At 73.4% G+C, this 21,015-nt stretch carries 22 protein-coding genes; 13 read left to right on the top strand and 9 right to left on the bottom strand.

The genetic code is table 11. The annotated features are described in order from the left end of the window. The first annotated feature begins 60 nt into the window (after window positions 1–60). The 6 genes from ABZ693_RS09340 to ABZ693_RS09365 all read left to right on the top strand — a co-directional run bounded on the left by ABZ693_RS09340 (window position 61) and on the right by ABZ693_RS09365 (window position 5,422). Window positions 61–816, top strand: coding sequence for a metallophosphoesterase family protein (locus ABZ693_RS09340; protein WP_359875239.1), 756 nt, complete (start codon window positions 61–63; stop codon window positions 814–816). A gap of 167 nt (window positions 817–983) precedes the next feature. Next, window positions 984–1,427 carry an SRPBCC family protein gene (locus ABZ693_RS09345; protein WP_359875137.1) on the top strand — a complete coding sequence of 148 codons (444 nt, stop codon included), beginning with the start codon at window positions 984–986 and terminating at the stop codon, window positions 1,425–1,427. Between the two features lie 50 nt (window positions 1,428–1,477). Then, entirely contained in the window at window positions 1,478–2,752 is a 1,275-nt protein-coding gene (locus ABZ693_RS09350) for an ArsA family ATPase (RefSeq protein ID WP_359875139.1), read from the top strand. 121 nt (window positions 2,753–2,873) lie between these two features. Further along, complete coding sequence (locus ABZ693_RS09355; protein WP_359875141.1) at window positions 2,874–3,452, top strand: DUF5304 family protein; 579 nt, start codon at window positions 2,874–2,876, stop codon at window positions 3,450–3,452. A 78-nt stretch (window positions 3,453–3,530) separates the two neighbouring features. Beyond that, a complete protein-coding gene (locus tag ABZ693_RS09360) occupies window positions 3,531–4,472 on the top strand; it encodes an ROK family glucokinase (RefSeq protein ID WP_359875143.1) in 942 nt (313 codons plus the stop codon). A gap of 170 nt (window positions 4,473–4,642) precedes the next feature. Further along, window positions 4,643–5,422: an endonuclease/exonuclease/phosphatase family protein gene (locus ABZ693_RS09365; RefSeq protein WP_359875145.1), complete on the top strand. Its 780-nt coding sequence runs from the start codon at window positions 4,643–4,645 to the stop codon at window positions 5,420–5,422. A gap of 112 nt (window positions 5,423–5,534) precedes the next feature. On the opposite strand, the gene ABZ693_RS09370 is transcribed toward ABZ693_RS09365, so the two are convergent. Both ABZ693_RS09370 and ABZ693_RS09375 read right to left on the bottom strand, forming a co-directional pair. After that, window positions 5,535–6,239, bottom strand: a complete 705-nt coding sequence (locus ABZ693_RS09370; RefSeq protein WP_359875147.1) for a hypothetical protein — start codon at window positions 6,237–6,239, stop codon at window positions 5,535–5,537. Next, the gene (locus tag ABZ693_RS09375; protein ID WP_359875149.1) at window positions 6,232–7,014 is read right to left on the bottom strand and encodes an alpha/beta hydrolase; all 783 of its coding nucleotides are present in this window, start codon (window positions 7,012–7,014) and stop codon (window positions 6,232–6,234) included. Before ABZ693_RS09375 ends, ABZ693_RS09370 begins: the two co-directional genes overlap by 8 nt. Window positions 7,015–7,208: 194 nt before the next feature. On the opposite strand from ABZ693_RS09375, the gene ABZ693_RS09380 reads away from it, so the two are divergent. From ABZ693_RS09380 to ABZ693_RS09395, 4 genes are all read left to right on the top strand, one after another. Beyond that, window positions 7,209–7,955, top strand: coding sequence for a lysophospholipid acyltransferase family protein (locus ABZ693_RS09380; protein ID WP_359875151.1), 747 nt, complete (start codon window positions 7,209–7,211; stop codon window positions 7,953–7,955). Window positions 7,956–8,007: 52 nt separating this feature from the next. Next, window positions 8,008–9,255 carry a MacS family sensor histidine kinase gene (gene macS / locus ABZ693_RS09385; protein ID WP_359875153.1) on the top strand — a complete coding sequence of 416 codons (1,248 nt, stop codon included), beginning with the start codon at window positions 8,008–8,010 and terminating at the stop codon, window positions 9,253–9,255. An 83-nt stretch (window positions 9,256–9,338) separates the two neighbouring features. Further along, entirely contained in the window at window positions 9,339–9,986 is a 648-nt protein-coding gene (locus ABZ693_RS09390; protein ID WP_359875240.1) for a response regulator, read from the top strand. Window positions 9,987–10,077: 91 nt separating this feature from the next. Continuing rightward, window positions 10,078–11,079, top strand: a complete 1,002-nt coding sequence (locus ABZ693_RS09395; RefSeq protein ID WP_359875155.1) for a 2-hydroxyacid dehydrogenase — start codon at window positions 10,078–10,080, stop codon at window positions 11,077–11,079. A gap of 6 nt (window positions 11,080–11,085) precedes the next feature. Here ABZ693_RS09395 and ABZ693_RS09400 read toward each other — a convergent pair whose 3' ends face one another. Both ABZ693_RS09400 and ABZ693_RS09405 read right to left on the bottom strand, forming a co-directional pair. Next, entirely contained in the window at window positions 11,086–13,020 is a 1,935-nt protein-coding gene (locus ABZ693_RS09400) for an anthranilate synthase family protein (protein ID WP_359875157.1), read from the bottom strand. Window positions 13,021–13,160: 140 nt separating this feature from the next. Beyond that, on the bottom strand, window positions 13,161–13,217 hold the full coding sequence (locus ABZ693_RS09405) for a trp operon leader peptide (RefSeq protein WP_359875241.1): 57 nt from the start codon (window positions 13,215–13,217) through the stop codon (window positions 13,161–13,163). Between the two features lie 100 nt (window positions 13,218–13,317). Between ABZ693_RS09405 and ABZ693_RS09410 the strand changes: the two genes are divergently transcribed. Beyond that, window positions 13,318–14,673, top strand: coding sequence for a class II 3-deoxy-7-phosphoheptulonate synthase (locus tag ABZ693_RS09410; protein ID WP_359875159.1), 1,356 nt, complete (start codon window positions 13,318–13,320; stop codon window positions 14,671–14,673). Between the two features lie 170 nt (window positions 14,674–14,843). Continuing rightward, the gene (locus ABZ693_RS09415) at window positions 14,844–15,155 is read left to right on the top strand and encodes a (2Fe-2S)-binding protein (RefSeq protein WP_435842379.1); all 312 of its coding nucleotides are present in this window, start codon (window positions 14,844–14,846) and stop codon (window positions 15,153–15,155) included. Between the two features lie 20 nt (window positions 15,156–15,175). Here the strand turns inward: ABZ693_RS09415 and bfr are convergent, their stop codons facing one another. After that, window positions 15,176–15,652: a bacterioferritin gene (gene bfr, locus ABZ693_RS09420; protein ID WP_359875163.1), complete on the bottom strand. Its 477-nt coding sequence runs from the start codon at window positions 15,650–15,652 to the stop codon at window positions 15,176–15,178. A 188-nt stretch (window positions 15,653–15,840) separates the two neighbouring features. Here bfr and ABZ693_RS09425 point away from each other — a divergent pair, with 188 nt between their 5' ends. After that, window positions 15,841–16,482, top strand: a complete 642-nt coding sequence (locus tag ABZ693_RS09425) for a sulfite oxidase-like oxidoreductase (protein WP_359875165.1) — start codon at window positions 15,841–15,843, stop codon at window positions 16,480–16,482. Window positions 16,483–16,524: 42 nt separating this feature from the next. Here the strand turns inward: ABZ693_RS09425 and ABZ693_RS09430 are convergent, their stop codons facing one another. The 4 genes from ABZ693_RS09430 to ABZ693_RS09445 form a co-directional block, all read right to left on the bottom strand. After that, on the bottom strand, window positions 16,525–17,061 hold the full coding sequence (locus tag ABZ693_RS09430; RefSeq protein ID WP_435842383.1) for a DUF4396 domain-containing protein: 537 nt from the start codon (window positions 17,059–17,061) through the stop codon (window positions 16,525–16,527). Window positions 17,062–17,248: 187 nt separating this feature from the next. Further along, window positions 17,249–18,100: a deoxyribonuclease IV gene (locus ABZ693_RS09435; RefSeq protein WP_359875169.1), complete on the bottom strand. Its 852-nt coding sequence runs from the start codon at window positions 18,098–18,100 to the stop codon at window positions 17,249–17,251. Window positions 18,101–18,106: 6 nt separating this feature from the next. Beyond that, a complete protein-coding gene (pknB, locus tag ABZ693_RS09440) occupies window positions 18,107–20,089 on the bottom strand; it encodes a Stk1 family PASTA domain-containing Ser/Thr kinase (RefSeq protein WP_359875171.1) in 1,983 nt (660 codons plus the stop codon). Between the two features lie 128 nt (window positions 20,090–20,217). Further along, the gene (locus ABZ693_RS09445; RefSeq protein ID WP_359875173.1) at window positions 20,218–21,012 is read right to left on the bottom strand and encodes a thiazole synthase; all 795 of its coding nucleotides are present in this window, start codon (window positions 21,010–21,012) and stop codon (window positions 20,218–20,220) included. Between the last annotated feature and the right edge of the window lie 3 nt (window positions 21,013–21,015).

Consider the following 21,015-nt stretch of genomic DNA (forward strand, 5'->3'; position numbering starts at 1 on the left):
CTCCGCGGGGAGGTCACCTTCCGCCGAACGCGTCCTACCCTGGGCTCCATGCGGATCAACGTGGTGAGCGATGTGCACGGCAACACGGCGGCCCTCGCCCGTGCCGGGGACGGCGCCGACGCCCTGGTGTGCCTCGGCGACCTCGTGCTCTTCCTCGACTACGCCGACCACAGCCGCGGCATCTTCCCCGACCTCTTCGGCACCGAGAACGCCGACGCCCTCGTCGCCCTGCGCACCGCCCGCCGCTTCGACGAGGCCCGTGACCTCGGCCGACGGCTCTGGAACGGGCTCGGCGTCGACCGCGCCGAGGCCATCGAGGCGGGCGTCCGCCGCCAGTACGCCGAGATGTTCGCCGCCTTCCCCACGCCGACGTACGCCACCTACGGCAATGTCGACATGCCGGGCCTGTGGCCCGAGTACGCCCGGCCCGGCACCACCGTCCTCGACGGCGGGCGCGTCGAGATCGGCGGCCTCGTCTTCGGCTTCGTCGGCGGCGGCCTGCGCACGCCCATGCGCACCCCGTACGAGATCCCCGACGAGGAGTACGCCGCCAAGGTCGAGGCCCTCGGCGAGGTCGACGTGCTCTGCTCGCACATCCCGCCGGAGGTGCCCGAGCTGACGTACGACACGGTCGCCCGCCGCTTCGAGCGCGGCAGCCGCGCCCTGCTCGACGCCGTGCACCGGATCCGCCCCCGCTACGCCCTCTTCGGCCACGTCCACCAGCCGCTCGCCCGCCGGATGCGGATCGGCGCGACCGAGTGCGTGAACGTCGGGCACTTTGCCGCGACCGGCCGCCCCTGGACCCTGGAGTGGTGACGGCGGCGCCGGGACCGGCCGGCGGCGCCGGGCGCGTCCGCCGATGACGTCGTACGTCCGCCGGTGACGTCGCGCGGCCGCCTGTGCCGGAGCGGTGAAGGGCACCGGACAGGGGCGCGATAGCCTTTCGGCAGACACGGATCGCGTCCACACGAGGAGCCCCCGCGATGGCGGAACACACCAGCTCGAGCATCACCATCGAGGCGGCCCCGGCCGAGGTCATGGGCGTCATCGCGGACTTCGCCCGCTACCCCGAGTGGACCGGCGAGGTGAAGGAGGCCGAGGTCCTGAAGACCGACGCCGCCGGCCGCGCCGAGCAGGTCCGGCTGCTCCTGGACGCCGGCGCCATCAAGGACGACCACACCCTCGCGTACACCTGGACCGGCGACAACGAGGTCAGCTGGACGCTGGTCAAGTCCCAGATGCTCCGCGTCCTCGACGGCTCCTACCGGCTCGCCCCGGTGGCCGGCGGCGCCCGCACCGAGGTGACGTACCAGCTCACCGTCGACGTCAAGATCCCGATGCTCGGCATGATCAAGCGCAAGGCCGAGAAGGTCATCATCGACCGCGCCCTCGCGGGCCTGAAGAAGCGCGTCGAAGCCGGGAAGTGATCCCGGGCCGGGGCGACGGACGGTCCGCGGACGCCGGTACGGTTCGGCGCATGCGGATCATTCTTGTCACCGGAACGGGCGGCGCCGGGCGGACCACCGTGGCCGCGGGCACCGCGCTCGCCGAGGCCCGGGCGGGCCACCGGGTGCTGCTCGTCTCCGCCGCGGCCGACGGCGCGCTCGAGGGCGCGTTCGAGGGGCCGGACGGGCTCCGGGCCGCCGAGGCCCCGCCGGGCCGCCCGCGCCCGGTCCCGCTCGACGCCCCCGGCGCTCCCGCCGGACCGCCGGACCCCGCCGGAGGCGGCGCCCCGGCGCACGGCGCACGGCCCGGCAGCCTGCACGTCCTCGTGCCCGACCCCGCCGGCGACTTCCGGCGCGAGTTCCTCGCCTTCCAGGACCGTTCCCGGACCGCGTTCGACCTGCTCGGCGCCACCCCCTTCGAGGAAGCCGAGCTGACCGAGCTGCCCGGCAGCGGACAGGTCGCGCTGCTCCGGGCGATACGGGACGCCGCCGCGGGGGACTGGGACCTCGCCGTCGTCGAGCTGCCGCCGGTCCCCGAGGCGCTCGCCCTGCTCGCCCTGCCCGAACAGCTCCGCCGCTATCTGCGCCGGCTGCTGCCCGCCGAACGCCAGGCCGCCCGCGCGCTGCGCCCCATGCTCGCCCAGCTGGCCGGCGTACCCCTGCCCGCGCAGTGGCTGTACGAGACCACCGCCCGCTGGGAGGCGGAGCTCGCCGCCGTCCAGGACGTGATCGACTCCCCGCGCACCGCCGTCCGGCTCGTCCTCGAACCCGGCCCCGCCGCCACCGGCGCCCTGCGCACCGCCCGCCTCGGCCTCGCCCTGCAGGGCCTCGCCCTGGACACGGTCGTCGCCAACCGGGTGCTGCCCGCCGACTCGCCCGACCCGTGGTTCGCCGGGCTCGCCGCCGAACAGCACGGGCACCTCGCCGCCCTGCGCGAGGACCACCCCGACCTGCACGAGCTGCCGCACCTCGGGCGTGGCCTGCGCGGCCCCGACGACCTCGCGCTGCTCGCCGTCACCGGCCCGGGACCGGAAGCCGCCGCACCCGTACGACGGACCGTCGAGGACCGGCGCGCCGAGGACGGCATCCTGGTCTGGCACGTCCCGCTGCCCGGCGCCGTCAAGGACGGGCTCGGCCTGGTCCGGCGCGGCGACGAACTGCTGTTGTCGGTCGGCCCGTTCCGCCGCGCCGTCCCGCTGCCCGCCGCATTGCGCCGGTGCACGGTCACGGGCGCCGGACTCGTCGACGGCGACCTGCGGATCCGCTTCGCCCCGGACCCGGGGCTCTGGCCGGCGGGCAAGGACTGAGGGGACGGCGGCGGGGGGCCGATCTTGCCCGGTCCGGCCCGATCCGGCCGGTTCGGCGAGAGACTCCTGGCGGCCCGCGCGAGGCGTGTACCGTCGATCGTAGAAGCCGAAGGAGTACGCCATGAGCGAGAGCGAACCGGACGCCTGGGCCCAGGCGTGTGCCGAGGACCTGGAGGCCGAGAAGGCCCGCCGCCGTGCCCGGCGCGGCGAGGAGCCCGGCTCTCCGGCGGAGGAGTTCCGCAAGCTCTTCGACGCCGTCGCCGACAAGCTCTCCGGGAGCCTCGGCGGCGCGCTCGGCGGAGCCGCCGCGGGTCAGGCCGCGGCCACCGTCCAGCAGGTCGTGCACCAGGCGAAGGCCCTGGTGGAACCCGTCATCGAACGCAACCCGCAGGTCTTCGACCACCTCGCCGCGGCCGGCGGTGAACTGCTCGCCGCGTACCGCTCGGCCGTCCAGACCCAGGAGGCCCGCTGGACCCGCGGCGACACCCGCGAGGCCGGCCGGGAAGCCGACCGGCAGGCCCCCGGGACCAAGCCCGCCGACGGGAACGACGGCCCCGAGGCGACGCGTGACGCCGACGGCGACAAGCGCGGCGCCGAGGGCGACAAGGGGGGCACCGAGGGGACGGAAGGCCGGGCCGACGGCCCCGGCACACCGGACGACGACGGCCCCGGAACCGGGCAGCAGATCGACCTGGACTGAGCCCGTCGGCCCAGCCGGAGCGGCCCGCCGCCTCGGGTACGGTGATCCCCGCGGGGCTCCACCGAAACTGAGGGACACATGGGACTCACCATCGGCGTCGACATCGGCGGCACGAAGATCGCGGCCGGCGTGGTCGACGAGGAGGGCAAGATCCTCGACACCCACACCGTGCCCACTCCGTCCACCCCCGAGGGCATCGTCGACGCCATCTGCGCCGCCGTCTCCGAAGCGGGCAAGGGGCACCGGATCGAGGCCGTCGGCATCGGCGCCGCCGGTTACGTCGACGACAAGCGCGCCACCGTCCTGTTCGCGCCCAACATCGACTGGCGCCACGAGCCGCTGAAGGACAAGGTCGAGCAGCGCGTCGGCCTCCCCGTCGTCGTCGAGAACGACGCCAACGCCGCCGCCTGGGGCGAGTACCGCTTCGGCGCCGGCCAGGGCCACGAGGACGTCATCTGCATCACCCTCGGCACCGGCCTCGGCGGCGGCATCATCATCGGCAACAAGCTGCGCCGCGGCCGCTTCGGCGTGGCCGCCGAGTTCGGCCACGTCCGGGTCGTCCCCGACGGCCTGCTGTGCGGCTGCGGCAGCCAGGGCTGCTGGGAGCAGTACGCCTCCGGCCGCGCCCTCGTCCGCTACGCCCGCCAGCGTGCCCAGGCCACCCCCGAGAACGCCGAGGTGCTCCTCGGCCTCGGCGACGGCACCCCCGAGGGCATCGAGGGCAAGCACATCAGCGAGGCCGCACGGGCCGGCGACCCGGTCGCCGTCGACTCCTTCCGCGAGCTGGCCCGCTGGGCCGGGGCAGGCCTCGCCGACCTGGCGTCGCTGTTCGACCCGTCCGCGTTCATCGTCGGCGGCGGCGTCTCCGACGAGGGCGAACTGGTCCTCGACCCGATCCGCAAGTCCTTCCGGCGCTGGCTGGTCGGCGGCCGCCACCGGCCGCACGCCCAGGTCCTCGCCGCCCAGCTCGGCAACAAGGCCGGCCTCGTCGGCGCCGCCGACCTGGCCCGCCAGGGCTGAGCCCGTCCGGCGGATCCTGGTGGATCCCGGCGGATCCCGGCGGATCCCGGCGGTCCCGTCGGGGCTGAGCCGGGCTGAGCCGCCCCGCGCTCCCACGCCACCCTCCGTGCGCCCGTTGTGCCCGCCGTGCCCTCTGGGGCGCGGCGGATCCGCCGTCTAGGGTGGCCCGCATGGCGATCAGCGCGCGGAGCGGCCTGGCCGGCCTGCCCGACTCCCGTACCGAGCCGGACGGTTCGGCCGTCGTCCGGATCCTGTCGTACAACGTGCGCTCGATGCGCGACGACGAGGACGCCCTCGCCCGGGTGATCCGGGCCTGCGCCCCCGACCTGGTCTTCGTCCAGGAGGCCCCGCGCTTCTTCCGCTGGCGCAAGCACGCGGCCCGGCTCGCCGCGAAGAGTGAACTCGTGGTGCTGTCGGGCGGCGCGACCGCCGCCGGACCGCTGCTGCTGTGCTCGCTGCGGGCCACCGTGGAACGCACCGAGGACGTCCTCCTCCCGCTCACCCCCGGCCGCCACCGGCGCGGCCTCGCCACCGCCGTCGTCCGCTTCGGCGGCGCGCGGGTCGGGCTCGTCAGCTGTCACCTCAGCCTGGACACGGTCGAGCGCCACACCCAGGCGGGCCTGCTCCTCGACCGGGTCGCCGCGCTCGGCACCCCGTACACGATCGTCGCCGGCGACCTCAACGAACGCCCCGGCGGCCGGGCCTGGAACCGGCTGGCCAAGGAGCTCCGGGACGGTCACGAGGCCGCCCCCTGGGGCACCGGCGACACCTTCCCGGCCACCGCGCCCGACCGCCGGATCGACGCCGTCCTCGCCTCCCCGGGCGTCGAGTTCCTGGCCTGTGGCGTCCCGACGGACCTCGACCGCGAGGACCTGGAAACGGCGACGGACCACCTGCCGGTCCTGGCGGTGGTCCGTCTCCCCGCGGTGTCGGGGGCCTGGCCGGTGTGAGCCGCGGTGCGCGGCGGCCGGTACGCGGACGTCGGCGGCCGGGGGCCGCCGCAGCTCCCCGAAGCCCGTGAGGCGCCCCGGCGCCGATCGGTGCAGCGGGAGCGTCGAACGATCAGACCACCGCGCCCCGGCCCGGGTCGTCGAAGCCGTCGTCGTCCTCGTCGTCGCTCTTCATCCGGGCCACCAGGGTCACGAAACCGCCCAGGAAGCCACCCACGCACAGCGTGGTCAGCCACCAGGTCATGTCCCACTGCAGCAGCACCGCGAGCAGCAGCAGGACCGGGCCACCGGCGGCCGCCAGCCACGCGAACTTGGTCGTCACGTCGGCCTCGGGCAGCGGTGGCGGCTCCGGCGGTACGAAATGGCCCTCGTCGTGCCCGTCCGGGCCCGCGTCCGGATCGGCCGGCGAGTAGTCCCGCGGCCCCGCCGGGCCCACGCCCGGCGCGAACACGACCGACGACCCGAGCGTCGGCTTGTCCGGCTCGTCCGGGGCCTTCGGCCGGCGGAACTTGTCCGGCTTCTCCGGCGCCTCCGAGGCGTCCGCCCGCTTCTCGCCCGCGTCGTCCGTGCCCCCGTCCTTGTCACCGGCCTCGCTCTTGCCGCCGCCACCGTCCGCGCGCTCACCCGGAGCCGCCGCGTCCGCCCCGCCGGCCCCGTTCTCCCCGGGCTCCGGCAACGCCAGATCCTCCACCCGGCGGAACGGCCGCGCCCCCGGCGGGTCCGCCGGCTCCTCCCCGTAACCCGCGACGATCGCCGCCCAGGCCGCCTCCTCGTCGATGGGCTGCGGCTCCCGCTCCCCGTCCTGCTGCTCAGCCACCGCTCGCGATTCCCTTCTCACCGACCAGGTCCGGAGCGAGCCTGGTCACGAATGCCCAGCTCTCCTCGAAGATCCGCTCCGCGTCATGGTCCAACGTCGCGACGTGGTAGCTCTGTTCCAGCACGATCTCCTCGACGTCCGTCGACGAGATCCGGCCGAGCACCCGCGCCGAGTCGGCCGGCGGCACGACATGGTCCTCCCGGCTGTGCAGCAGCAGCACCGGACTGGTGACCTGCGGCAGCTCCGTGTCCACGACCTGGAAGAACCGCCGCAGCGAGTGCGCCGCGTGCAGCGGCACCCGGGTGTAGCCCACCTCGTCCACGTCCGGCTTCGCGATGTCCTTGGTGATGCCCGGGACGGACGGCACCAGATGCCGGATCACCGGCAGCGCCTTCGCCGCCAGGCCGTGCACCTTGTTCCCCGGGTTGACGAGCACGATCCCGCTCACCGCGTCGCCGTGCCGGGCCGCGAGCCGCAGCGTCAGCGCGCCGCCCATCGACAGGCCCATGACGAAGACCCGCGCGCAGCGCTCGGTCAGCTCGTGGAGCGCGCGGTCCACCTCCGCGTACCAGTCGTGCCAGGTCGTGAGGCTCATGTCCTGCCAGCGGGTGCCGTGCCCCGGCAGCAGCGGCAGCGACACCGTCAGTCCCTGCGCGGCCAGGAACTCGGCCCAGGGACGCATCGACTGGGGGGAACCGGTGAATCCGTGACAGAGGAGTACGCCGACCTCTCCGCCCTCATGGCGGTACGGTTCGGCTCCAGGAAGGACCGGCACGGGGTCTCCTGTTCGGGTTCGGCATGGAAGAAGGGCTTTCACCGTACGCGACCGGACCGACACCGACCAGGGCCGTTCGCACCAAGGCGTCTCGGGCGCCCCGTTCCCGTGACTCTCCCGCGGCCCGCCCCTCGGGATAAAGTCGTCGTGACGCCGCCCGGAAGAGCGCGGCGGCACACGGAAGGCATGGAGAGTTGATCTACGGCGCAATGAAGTTCTCCCTCGGCGGGTCCCTGAAGCTCGCCTTCAGGCCCTGGGTCGAGGGCCTGGAGAACGTACCCGCCGAAGGACCGGCCATCCTCGCGAGTAACCACCTGTCCTTCTCGGACTCCTTCTTCCTGCCGGCCGTACTCGACCGCAAGGTGACCTTCATCGCCAAGGCCGAGTACTTCACCACTCCCGGCGTCAAGGGCCGGCTGACCGCCGCCTTCTTCAAGGGCGTCGGCCAGCTCCCGGTGGACCGCTCCGGCGCGCGCGGCGCGGGCGAGGCGGCGATCAAGGCCGGTATCGAGGTCATCGAGAGCGGCGGCCTGTTCGGCATCTACCCCGAGGGCACCCGCTCGCCCGACGGCCGGCTCTACCGCGGCAAGCCCGGCGGCCTCGCGCGCGTGGCGCTCGCGACCGGCGCGCCGGTCATCCCGGTCGCCATGATCGACACCGAGAAGATCCAGCCGCCCGGCAAGGTCCTGCCCAAGCTGATGCGCCCCGGCATCCGGATCGGCAAGCCGCTCGACTTCAGCCGCTACCAGGGCATGGACGGCGACCGCTTCATCCTGCGCTCGGTGACCGACGAGGTCATGTACGAGATCATGAAGCTGTCCGGCCAGGAGTACGTGGACATCTACGCCACGGCCGCCAAGCGCCAGATGGCGGAGGCCGAGAAGGCCGCCAAGGAAGCCGTGAAGGAAGAGATCGCGGCACGCGAGGAATCCGGCGCCTGACCCGTCGAGGGGGGCACACACGCGGAACGGCTTACGGGGTACGGGGGCGACGATGGCCAGGCGCGAGCGGGTCGTGCGCATGTCGGTCGAACAACCGCTGTGGCGCGCGCTCGCCGCGTACCGCGTCATCACCCTCGTGTACGCCCTGCTGCTCGGCTTCTTCGGCCGGGACCGCTACGAGCACCCCGCGGTCGCGGCCGGCTACCTCGCCGTCCTGGCCGTGTGGACCCTCGCCACCCTCCCCAAGGTGGCGAACGCGGCGAGCTGCACCCGGCGGTTCCTCGCCGCCGACCTCACCGTCGCCCTCTCCGGCATCCTGCTGACCCCGCTCGCCGACCAGCAGGCGCAGTCCGTCGACGGGCCCACCCTGCCGTCGATATGGACCGCGGGCGCCGTCCTCGCGTACGCGATCAAGGGCGGCTGGCGCTGGGCCGGCCTGGCCTCCTCCCTCGTCGCCGTCGCCAACCTGGTCGAACGCGGCTACCCCAGCCGGGACACCCTGCACAACGTGCTCCTCGTGTGGGTCGCCTCCATCGGCATCGGCTACGTCGTCGAGATCGCCCGCGCCTCCGAGCGCACCCTGGCCCGCGCCCTGGAGATCGAGGCGGCCACCCGCGAACGCGAACGGCTCGCCCGGGACATCCACGACAGCGTGCTCCAGGTGCTCGCCATGGTGCAGCGGCGCGGTACGGCGCTCGGCGGCGAGGCCGCCGAACTGGGCCGGATGGCCGGCGAGCAGGAGGTCGCGCTGCGCACCCTGGTCGCGGGCGGGCTCGTCCGCCCCTCGTACGTCTCCGAGGACGAGTCGGCCGGCGCGGTCGTCCGGCTCGTCGAGGTGGGGGAGGAGCCGGAGGCCGCCGACGCGGCGGGGGAGTCCGGCGAGATCGACCTGCGGACGCTGCTCGCCCCGCGCGCCGGCGCCCGGATCACTCTCGCCGACCCGGGCGCCCCCGTCCCGCTGCCGGCCCCGGCCGCCCGCGAACTGGCCGCCGCCGTCGGCGCCGCCCTGGACAACGTGCGGGTGCACGCGGGCGACGGCGCCCGGGCCTGGATCCTGGTCGAGGACTGGGGCGACGAGGTGATCGTGACCGTACGGGACGACGGCCCCGGCATCCCCGAGGGCCGGCTCGCCCAGGCCGAGGGCGAGGGCCGGATGGGCGTCGCGCTGTCCATCCGGGGCAGACTGCGGGACCTCGGCGGCACCGCCGAGCTGATCTCGGTGCCCGGCCAGGGCACCGAAGTGGAACTGAAGGTCCCGCGCGCGGCGCGGGAGCGGCAAGAACAACGGGGGAAGGCATGAGCGACGTCAGCGAGCACCGGAGCGGCCGGAACGACGCGCAGCCGGGGGCCGAGCGGGCAGGGGCCGAGCGGCCCATCCGCGTCATGGTCGTCGACGACCACCCGATGTGGCGGGACGCCGTCGCCCGTGACCTCGGCGAGGCGGGCCTCGACGTGGTCGCCACCGCCGGCGACGGCGAGCAGGCCGTACGCCGGGCCGCCGCGGCCGCCCCCGACGTCCTCGTCCTCGACCTGAACCTGCCGCTCAAGCCCGGCGTCCGGGTCTGCAAGGAACTCGTCGCCGCCGACCCGCGGCTGCGCGTCCTCGTCCTGTCGGCCAGCGGCGAGCACGCCGACGTCCTGGAGGCCGTGAAGTCCGGCGCCACCGGCTATCTGCTGAAGTCGGCCAGCACGGAGGAACTGCTCGACGCGGTCCGCCGCACCGCCGTCGGCGACCCCGTCTTCACCCCCGGCCTGGCCGGCCTGGTCCTCGGCGAGTACCGGCGGCTCGCCGCCACGCCCGCCCCGGCGCCCGGCGCCGGCGCCCCCGACGCGCCCCGGCTCACCGAACGGGAGACCGAGGTGCTGCGCCTGGTCGCCAAGGGCCTGAGCTACAAGCAGATCGCCGAACGGCTCGTCATCTCGCACCGCACGGTGCAGAACCACGTCCAGAACACCCTCGGCAAGCTCCAGCTGCACAACCGCGTGGAGCTCGTCCGGTACGCCATCGAGCGGGGCCTCGACGGCGCCTGACGGGCCCGCGCCCGGCCGGGCCCCTATATTCGCCCGTGGGCGGAGATCCGCCCGCAGGCAGAGCAGTCCGGCGCACCACCCGGAGGGGCCCGTGGAAATCCTGGCGTTCGGTGTCCAGGCGGACGAGAAGCCGCTCATCGAGCAGGCCTTCGCCGCGAGCCGGCACGAGGTCCGCTGCCTCGACGTGTTCCTCACCGCGGACACCGCCCCCATCGCGGCCGGCTACGAGGTCATCTCGACCAGCGTCAACGCCAGCCTCGACCACCGGGTGCTGCAGACCCTCGCGGCCGGCGGCACCCAGATGGTCGCCCAGCGCTCCACCGGCTTCAACAACATCGACCTGGAGGTGGCCGAGCGCCTCGGCCTCACCGTCGCCCGGGTGTCCTCCTACTCGCCGTACTCCGTCGCCGAGTTCGCCTGGACCCTCGCCATGGCCGTCAACCGGCGGATCGTCCGCGCCGCCATCCGGACCCGCGACTTCGACTTCCGGCTCGACGGGCTGATGGGCCGTGACCTGCACGGCCGGACCGTCGGCGTGGTCGGCACCGGGAAGATCGGCGAGGCGTTCACCCGGATCGCCCACGGCTTCGGCATGCGCCTGCTCGGCTGGGACATCGCCGAGAACCCCGCCTGCCGGGAACTCGGCATGACGTACGTGGAGAAGGAACGGCTGTTCGCCGAGGCCGATCTGATCAGCCTGCACGTCCCGCTGCTCCCCGCCACCCACCACCTCGTCGACGCCGCCGCCCTGCGCGCGATGAAGGACGACGCCATCCTGGTGAACTCCAGCCGGGGCGGACTCGTCGACGCCGCGGCCCTGGTCGGCGAACTGCGCGCGGGCCGCTTCACCGGCGTCGGCCTCGACGTCTACGAGGCCGAGGCCGGACTCTTCTTCCTCGACAAGTCCCTCGCGGGCATCGCCGACGACACCCTGGCCCGTCTGATGACCTTCCCGAACGTACTGGTCACCTCGCACCAGGCGTACTACACCGCCGACGCGGTCCGGCAGATCATCGAGACGACGGTCGGCAACGTCCTCGACTACCTGGCGGGGCGACGCGGCGAGAACGTCCTCGTCCCGCGCGTCGCCTGAGGTTGTTCACACCAGGACGCCCGCGAGCAGCGACGCGGTGATCGCCGCGCCCTCCCGGGTCAGCACCGACTCCGGGTGGAACTGCACCGCCGCGAACCCGGGCCCGCGCAGCGCGTGCACCTCCCCGGTCGCCGCGTCCCGGCTCACCTCGATCCGGTGCAGCGCCAGTTCCGTCGCCGCCGCGTCGTCGCAGCGCGCGGTGAAGCTGTTGTAGAAGCCGACGGTCCGCTCCTGCCCGAACAGGTCGATCCGGGTCTGCGCGCCCTGGAACGGGGTCCGCTTCCGTACGATCTCCAGGCCCAGCTCCGCCGCGATCAGCTCGTGCCCGAGGCACACGCCCAGCAGACCGTGCCCGCCTCCGTGTCCGCGGCCGCGCAGCAGGTCCGCCGTCAGACCGCGCAGGAACCGCATCTTCGGGTCGGCCGCGTCCGACGGATCGCCCGGCCCCGGGCCGAGCACCACCGGCCCCTCGTGCGCGAGCGCCGGCTCCCGCAGCCCCGGCTCGTCGTAACGCAGCACCGACACCTCCAGGCCGGAGGAGCGCAGCAGATGCGCCAGCATCGCGGTGAAGGTGTCCTCCGCGTCGATCACCAGGGCGTGCCCCGACAGCTCCGCCGACCGGGCCTGCATCCGCAGCCAGAACGGCGCCAGGTCGGCCCGCCGCGCGTCCAGCGCCGCCCGTACCCGCGGATCGTCGGCCAGCCGCGGCCGCCCCGCGCCCGTGTCCGGGCCCGCGTCCCCGCCGGGCACCGACTCCGCCGCCGGCCGGCCCTCCCGTACGCCCAGCGCCGCGAGCACCCCCGCCGCCTTGGCGTGCGTCTCGGCGACCTCGCCCGCCGGGTCGGAGTGCCGCACCAGCGTCGCGCCGACCGGCAGCCGCAGCGTGCCGTCGGCCGCGATGTCGGCGGTCCGGATGAGGATGGGGGAGTCCAGCGTCTGCGCCCCGGACGCGTCGGTGCCGAGCAGCGCCAGCGCGCCCGCGTAGTAGCCGCGGCCGCCGGCCTCGTGGCGCTCGACGACCCGGCAGGCGTTCTGCACCGGCGAGCCCGTGACGGTCGCCGCGAACATCGTCTCGCGCAGCACCTCGCGCACGTCGAGCGTGGACCGGCCGCGCAGCTCGTACTCCGTATGGGCGAGGTGCGCCATCTCCTTCAGCCGGGGCCCGATCACCACCCCGCCCTGGTCGCCGACCGTGCACATCATCTTCAGTTCCTCGTCGACCACCATCGAGAGCTCCTCGGTCTCCTTGCGGTCGGCGAGGAAGGAGAGCAGCCCCTCGGGGGTCGGTGCGGTGCCCGCCGGGTAGCGGAAGGTGCCGCTGATCGGGTTCATCACGACCGTCCCGCCCGACATCCGCACGTGCGCCTCGGGGCTGGCCCCGACCAGGGTGCGCTCGCCGGTGTGCACGACGAAGGTCCAGTACGCGCCCCGCTCGCCCACCAGCAGCCGTCGGAACAGCGCCAGCGCGTCGGCCCGGCCGAAGCCCGGGACGCTCCCGGTGAAGGTGCGCCGGATGACGAAGTTGGCGCCCTCGCCGCGCCCGATCTCCTCGTCGATCACTTGCCGCACGATCCGCGCGTACGCCTCGTCGTCGATGTCGAAGCCGCCGCCCTCGACCCGCACGGCGTGCTCCGGCAGCGCCGCGAGCACCTCGGCGAGGGGCAGCTCGTACGCCTCCTCGGCGACCAGCACGGACAGCGGGGTGCCGTCGTCGCGGACGTCGAAGCCGCGCTCGCGGATCTGCCGGAACGGGACGAGCGCCAGCGCGGGCCGCTCGCCCACCGGCAGCTCGGCCAGCCGGCCGGCCTCGTGCACCGGGCCGATCAGCACCTCGACGGTGTCGTGGTCCCGGCCGGGGGTGCGCCGGCGCAGCAGCGCGAACGGCCGGCAGCCGGCGTCGAGGAGACGGGACAGTACGGGGTGGCGGGGAGGACGGGCCATGGCGGGGGTTCCTTCCTTCGGTGGACCGGGGAGGGGTCTTCGAAGGGCCTGCGGGAGAGGAACGGCCTCGCGGGCGCGGTGCCCGGATACGAGAAAGGCCGCCTCTCGGGCGGCCTTCGCGTGGACTGGGGTACGCGCAGTCAGTGGGCCGCCGGATGAGCGGTCCACCACCAGTTCTGGACTGTTTGCGCGAACATGGCGCCGATCGTAGCGCACGATCCGGTCACAACCGGTCACCTTCGTCTCATCCCTCGGTCACCGGAGTGGACGAACGCCGCGTACCCGTACTGTTGAGGCGTGACCGTGAACGCTGATTTCCACGCCGTCGCCGCTCCGGCGACCTGGCGAGACCTGCCCGCGGCGCAGCAGCCCGAGTACCCCGATGCCGAGGCGCTGCGCGATGTCGTCGCGGAGCTCCAGAGCTATCCCCCCCTCGTCTTCGCCGGCGAGTGCGACCAGCTGCGCGCCCGGATGGGAGCCGTCGCCCGTGGCGAGGCGTTCCTGCTCCAGGGCGGCGACTGCGCCGAGGCCTTCGACGGGGTGTCCGCCGACCACATCCGGGCCAAGCTGAAGACGCTGCTCCAGATGAGCGCCGTCCTCACCTACGCGGCTTCCGTGCCGGTGGTGAAGGTCGGCCGGATCGCCGGGCAGTACTCCAAGCCCCGCTCCAAGTCCACCGAGACCCGCGACGGGGTGACGCTCCCGACCTACCGGGGCGACTCCGTCAACGGCTTCGACTTCACCGAGGCCGCCCGGATCCCGGACCCCGAGCGCCTGAAGCGGATGTACCACGCGTCCGCCTCCACGCTGAACCTGGTCCGCGCCTTCACCACCGGCGGTTACGCCGACCTGCGCCAGGTGCACGCCTGGAACCAGGACTTCGTGCGGTCGTCGCCGTCGGGCCAGCGCTACGAGCAGCTGGCGCGCGAGATCGACAACGCGCTGAACTTCATGAAGGCCTGCGGCACCGACCCGGCCGAGTTCCGCGCGGTGGAGTTCTTCGCCTCGCACGAGGCGCTGCTCCTCGACTACGAGGGCGCGCTGACGCGTACCGACTCGCGCACCGGGGAGCTGTACGACACCTCCGGCCACATGGTCTGGATCGGCGAGCGCACCCGGCAGCTCGATCACGCGCACGTCGAGTTCGCCTCGAAGATCCGCAACCCGATCGGCATCAAGCTCGGCCCGACGACGACGGCCGAGGAGGCGCTGACGTACGTGGACCGGCTGGACCCGGACCGCGAGCCCGGGCGGCTGACCTTCATCGTCCGCATGGGCGCCGACAAGGTCCGCGACAAGCTGCCCGAGCTGGTCGAGAAGGTCACCGCCTCCGGCGCGACCGTCGCCTGGGTGACCGACCCGATGCACGGCAACACCTTCGAGGCGGCCTCCGGCCACAAGACCCGCCGCTTCGACGACGTGCTCGACGAGGTCAAGGGCTTCTTCGAGGTCCACAAGGCGCTCGGCACCCACCCGGGCGGCATCCACGTCGAGCTGACCGGCGACGACGTCACCGAGTGCGTGGGCGGCGGCGACGAGATCTTCGTCGACGACCTGCACCAGCGCTACGAGACGGCCTGCGACCCGCGGCTCAACCGCAGCCAGTCGCTGGACCTGGCCTTCCTGGTGGCGGAGATGTACCGCGACCAGTAAGTCCTGACCTGCGGCGATGGGGCACGGATCATTGTGATCCGTGCCCCACTGCCGTATCCAGGGCTTCTGTCCCCCTGCCGTCCCAGGTAAGGTGAGGTTTACCTTATCGATCTCGGCGGGAGGTGGACCGCGTGTACGTGTGCTCGTGCTTCGGCGTCACGGAGCGGCAGGTGAAGCAGCATGCGGAGGCCGGCGCCTGCACGCCCCGCCAGATCGCCTCGGCGTGCAAGGCGGGCACGGACTGCGGTTCGTGCGTCCGCCGGATCCAGGCCCTCCTCGGCCGGGGCGCCTGCCCGCGCCGTGAACTGCTCGACAGCGGCCGCCCGGCTCTGACGGCGGAGGCGCCGGAGGACGCGGTGGTGGCTCCGGAGACTCCCGGGGCTCCCGAGGTGACGGAGTCGCCCGGGATTCCCGCGCAGGCGCCCGTCCAGGTGCCGGCCCTGATGCCGGTCCGGCTCGCGGTCCTGCCCGACGCCGCGTAGGACCCTCTCGGTGGGCTCCGTCAGCTCGGCTGCTCGATGAGCGTCGAGACGTAGAGCGCCTCGCCCAGGGACTCGATCAGCTCCAGCTGGGTGTCGAGGTAGTCGATGTGGTGCTCCTCGTCCGCCAGGATCTCCTCGAAGATGTTGGCCGAGGTGATGTCGCCCTTGGCCCGCATGACCTCGATCCCGCGCTTGAGACGGTCGATCGCCTCCACCTCGACCTGCCGGTCCGCCTCGAACATCTCGCCGACCGTCTGTCCCACCCGGACGTGGAAAAGCCGCTGGTAGTTGGGCAGGCCGTCGAGCATCAGGATGCGCTCGGTCAGCTTGTCCGCGTGCTTCATCTCGTCCATGGACTCCTCGCGCGTGTACTTCGCGAGTTTGGTCCAGCCCTTGTTGTCCTGGATGCGGTAGTGCAGCCAGTACTGGTTGATCGCGGTCAGCTCGCCGGTCAGCTGCTCGTTGAGGAATTCGAGGACCTCGGGGTCGCCCTGCATCGCTTCGGGATCCCTTCCACGCATGTCGGTGCCGCCACTGGGCAGGATGGCCGCATCCTTGCAGCAGGCTTGAGTGACGTCCAGTAAGTGCAGGCTTACTAGTAGTTGTCCGAATCGTCGGTATATTCCTGGGATGTCGAAGCATGGCTGGTCATGACCACCCCTCGCGGTCTGTCACCATGGATGACATGGGTCAGCCGGAGGAGGGCGGAGCACGCCGGGAAACAGCAGTGGCGGCGTCGGAGCTCCCCCCGGGGCAGCGGCTCCAGCGCGGCTGGCCGGTGACTCACTACGGACCCGTTCCCCGCTTCAAGCCCGACCGCTGGGACTTCCGCGTCTTCGGGGCGACCGCCGACGGTGACAAGCATGTCTGGAACCACGAGGAGTTCTCGGCGCTGCCCTTCGCCACCGTCGTGGCGGATCTGCACTGCGTGACCAAATTCAGCATGCTGGGGTCCGAATGGGGCGGCGTGCCCGCCCGGACGATCCTGGAGCTGGCGCCGCCCGCGCCGCAGGTCACCCATGTGATGGTGTGGGCCGAATACGGCTACAGCGCCAATCTGCGGCTCGCCGACTTCACCGCCGAGCGCACCATTTTCGCCACCCATAAAGACGATGAGCTGCTCACCGCCGAGCACGGTTTCCCGCTGCGTCTCGTGGTGCCGCACCTGTACGCCTGGAAGGGCCCGAAGTGGGTGCGGGGCATCGAGTACATGGCCGCCGACCGGCGGGGCTTCTGGGAGGAGCGCGGCTACCACAACCTCGGAGATCCGTGGCGGGAGCAGCGCTACTCGTACCAGGAGGAGCCGGGCGACGGCCCCGAACTCTGACGACTCCGGCGACCCCGACGGCCCTGTGACGATGCCGACGGGTCAGTGGAACTGGTGGACGACCGCGTGACCCTTGCCGCGGCCGATCATCCACTTGTTGACCGGCGTGGTGATGACGAAGGCGAGCGCCAGCGAGGCCGCCAGTGAGATCCAGAACAGCGCGTCGGACAGCGTCGCGTCCATGGCTCCCGGCCACAGGACGATGAAGCCGTTGTCGATGATCTCCATGACCGCGATGGAGACGGTGTCGGCGGCGAGCGCGATCGGCAGGGCGCTCTTGAAGTCGAGGCCGGCCTTCAGGACGCCACGCATCGTGAGCGTGTAGCCGAAGACGAACGCCAGGATGATCGCGAGCACCATCGTCGGCAGGTTGCCCCAGCCGAGCGCGGTGCCGATGACCATGCCGAGCACCTCACCGATGGCGCAGCCGGTGAGGCAGTGCAGCGTGGCCTGCGCGGCCATGGCCCAGGACGCCGGGCCGTGACCGCTGTGGCCGGTGTGGGCGGCATGACCCGCGTGGTTCGCGTGGTCCGTGTGGCCTGTGTGATCTGCGTGTGCGGTGTGGTCGGTGTGGTCCATCGGGGCCGTGTGGCCGTCGTGTCCCTGGTGGTGGTTGTGGTGCTCGTGCGGGGTGTGCTGCTCGTGCTGCATGGGAGCCCCCAAAGTGCGATGACCGTTCCTGCCTGGCTCGGGAACGTTATACCCCCCTGGGGTATTCCTCAATCGAAAATTCCCTGATCCTGCCTGCTCAGGCCATCGAACGGGGTCAGCCGCGCAGCTTCTTCAGCAGCTCCACATCGGCCTTGTGGCCCTGCGTCCCGCCCGGCGTCTCGATGATCAGCGGGACGCCGGCGGTCGCCGGATGCCGCAGCAGGCTGCCGAACGCCTCCTGGCCGATGTGTCCCGCGCCGATGTTCGCGTGCCGGTCCTTGTGCGCGCCCACGACGTCCTTCGAGTCGTTGGCGTGGATCAGCTTCAGCCGGCCCTCGCCGACCACCGCCACCAGCTCGTCGAGCGTGCGTGCGGCACCGTCCGGGCCGGTCAGATCGTGGCCCGCGGCGAAGATATGGCAGGTGTCCAGGCAGATGCCGAGCTTCGGGTGCCGGTCCAGCGCGTCGAAGTACGGACCGAAGTCCTCCGCGCGCGAGCACAGCGAGGACCCCTGCCCGGCCGTCGACTCCAGGAGCAGGAACGGGTCGTCGTCGTGCGTCAGCTCGTCCAGCAGCGGCAGCACCCGCTCCCGTACCTGTGCCAGCGCCTCGGCCCGCGGCCGTCCCCCGGTCGCCGAGCCGGTGTGCACCACGACGCCCCCGGCGCCGATCGCCCGGCCGCGGCGCAGCGAGTGCCGCATCGACTCCACCGACTTCTCCACGGTGGCCTCGGTGTGCGAGCCGAAGTTGATCAGATACGGGGCGTGCACCCAGGCCGACAGGCCCTGGTCCGCGCAGCCGGCCCGGAACAGCTCGTCCTGGGCCGGGTTGCCGGTGGGGGTGGCCCAGCCGCGCGGGTTGGCGACGAAGACCTGCACGGCCTCGGCGCCCAGCTCGCGCGCGTAGCCGAGACCGGTGGTGGCGAGGCCGCCGGCCACGGGGACATGGCCGCCGACGGGGTTGCGCATGATGGTTCAGAGTCCCTTGATCGTGAGGGTGACGGCGGAGCCCTCCGGGGCCTGCTGCCCGCCGGGAACGGACTGGGCGGTGACCTCGTCGCCGAGGAACGGGAAGGTCTTGGAGATCTTCACCGTGAAGCCCGCGGCCTCCAGCGCGCCCTTCGCCTCGTCCGTGCCGCGCCCGACGACGTCCGGTACGGGGACCATCCGGGGGCCCTTGGAGACGGTGAGCGTGAGGGTGTCGCCCTTGGCGGCCCGGCTGCCCACGGCCAGCGACTGCGCGGCGACCGCGCCCGCGTCCACGGGCGACTCGACCCGCTCCGGCGCGACCGTCACCTTCAGGCCGGCCTTCTGGAGCGTGGCCGTGGCCTCCGGCACCGACTGCCCGGTGACGTCCGGGACCGGCACGGGCACGCCCTTGCTGACCTGGAGCGCGATCGCCGAGTCGGGAGCGCGCTCGGTACCGGGCTCCGGATCGGAGCCGATCACCGCGTCCTGCGCGACGGACTCGCTGAAGGCGTACGTGACCACACCGGGCGCGAGCCCCTCGTCGGCCAGCCGCTTCCGCGCCACGCCGAGCGGGACGCCCTTGAGGTTCGGGACCTTCACGATCTCCGGCCCGCGGGACAGGGTGAGCACCACCCGGCCGTTGCCGCGGATCCGCTCGCCGGGCGCCGGGTCGGCGGCCATGACGGTGCCGCGCTCGTACACGTCGCTGAACGAGCGCTCGGTCCCGCCGACCTCCAGGCCCGCGTCGCCGAGGCGCCGGGTGGCCTCGGACTCGGTCTGGCCGAGGACGGCCGGGACCCGGGTGAACTGGCCGGAGTTGATGTACCAGACGCCGGTCCCGATGCCGAGGGCGAGCAGGACGGCGGTGACGATCAGGAACGGCCCGCGCGGGACCCGGCGACCCGACCCCGGGCCGGACCTCGATCCCGATCCCGATCCCGAGCCCGATCCGGACCCGGGCCGGGACGCGGGGGAGGCGGCGGGCACGGGCGTGGGCAGCACGCTGGTGTGCTCCACGGGCAGCGGCCGGACCCGCGGGATCACGCTGGTCCGCGCGTCCGCGTCCGTCTCGCCTTGGCCGGCCGCCGTGCCCGGGGTGTGCTCGGGGTCCTTGGCCTGCGGCGGTACGGCGTCCAGCTGGGCGTCGTCGAGCCGGGCGCGCGCCTCGCGGACCCGGGCGAGCAGCGCGACCGCGTCGGCGGGCCGGGCCTCGGGATCGCGGGCCGTCGCGGCCGCCACCAGCGCGTCCAGCTCGGGGGCGAGCCCCGGGACGGCGGCGGACGGGGCGGGCATGTCGTCGCGCAGGTGCCGGTAGAGCACCTGGGCGGGGGTGTCGCCGGTGTACGGCTTGGCGCCGGTCAGCATCTCGTACAGGACGACCCCGCACGCGTACACGTCGGTCCGGGTGTCGGCGCTGCCGTCCTCGATCTGCTCCGGCGCGAGGTACGACACGGTGCCGAGGACCGCGCCGGTGCTGTCGGTGGTCGTGCCCACGGCCCGCACCAGCCCGAAGTCGGCGACCTTGACCCGGCCGTCGTCCCCGATCAGGACGTTCTCCGGCTTCATGTCGCGGTGCACGAACCCGGCCCGGTGCGCGGCGCCGAGCGCGGCGAGGACCGGCTCCAGGACGTCGAGCGCCGCCCGCGGCCGCAGCGCGCCGCGCTCGCGCAGCACGTCCCGCAGGGTGCAGCCGGCCACGTACTCCATGGCCAGATAGACGTACGCGCCCTCCGCGCCCTGGTCGAAGACCCCGACGACGTTGGGGTGCGCGAGGCGGGCGACGGACTTCGCCTCCCGCATGAAGCGCTCCACGAACGCGGCGTCCGTGGCGAGGTCCGGGTGCATCACCTTGAGCGCCAGCTCACGGTCGAGCCGGGTGTCCACGGCCCGGTAGACCGTGGCCATCCCGCCGACGGCGATGCGCGCGTCGACGCGGTAGCGGCCGTCGAGCAGCCGCCCGACGAGGGGGTCCTGAAGGGTCGTGTCCACGTCGTCGAGTCTACGAGGGCCCGGCCGTCCCCCCGCCCGCCCGGCCCGGCTCTGCAGCGCTTCTGTGACGTGCCCGTTTCCCGCCGGAGAGCGGGCACGCCAGGGCGGCCGGACGGGCCCCCGGGCGCTCAGAACGCCGGGCGTTCCGGGTCGAGCCGGGCCCGGCCCTCGTGCGGCGAGGAGGCCTGCGCGAAGTGCCGGCGCGGGATCCGCCCGGCCCGGTGCGCGAGCCGCCCCGCCTCGACCGCGTGCCGCATCGCCCCGGCCATGAGCACCGGATCCTGCGCCCGGGTCACGGCCGAGGCCAGCATCACCGCCGCGCACCCCAGCTCCATCGCGAGGGCCGCGTCCGACGCCGTGCCCGCGCCCGCGTCGAGGATGACCGGCACTCCCGCGCCCGCGGTGATCAGCTCGAAGTTGTGCGGGTTGCGGATGCCGAGCCCGGAGCCGATGGGCGAGCCGAGCGGCATGACCGCCGCGCAGCCCACGTCCTCCAGCTTCCGGGCGAGCACCGGGTCGTCGTTGGTGTACGGCAGCACCGTGAAGCCGTCGTCGACCAGCGTCTCCGCCGCGTCGAGCAGCTCCACCGGGTCCGGCAGCAGGGTCCGCTCGTCGGCGATGACCTCCAGCTTGATCCAGTCGGTGCCGAGCGCCTCCCGCGCGAGCCGCGCGGTCAGCACCGCCTCGCCCGCCGTGAAGCAGCCGGCCGTGTTCGGCAGGACCCGGATGTTCCGCCGCGTGAGGACGGACAGCACGGACCCGCGCACCGTCGGGTCGAGGCGGCGCATGGCGACCGTGGTCAGCTCCGTGCCGCTGGCGGCGAGGGAGCGGTCGAGCACGTCGAGGCTGGGCGCCCCGCCGGTGCCCATGATCAGGCGGGAGGAGAACTCCGTACCGCCGAGCAGGAAGGTGTCGTCGGACATCGC

The organism is Streptomyces laurentii, from assembly GCF_040635425.1.
Taxonomy (GTDB): domain Bacteria; phylum Actinomycetota; class Actinomycetes; order Streptomycetales; family Streptomycetaceae; genus Streptomyces; species Streptomyces laurentii.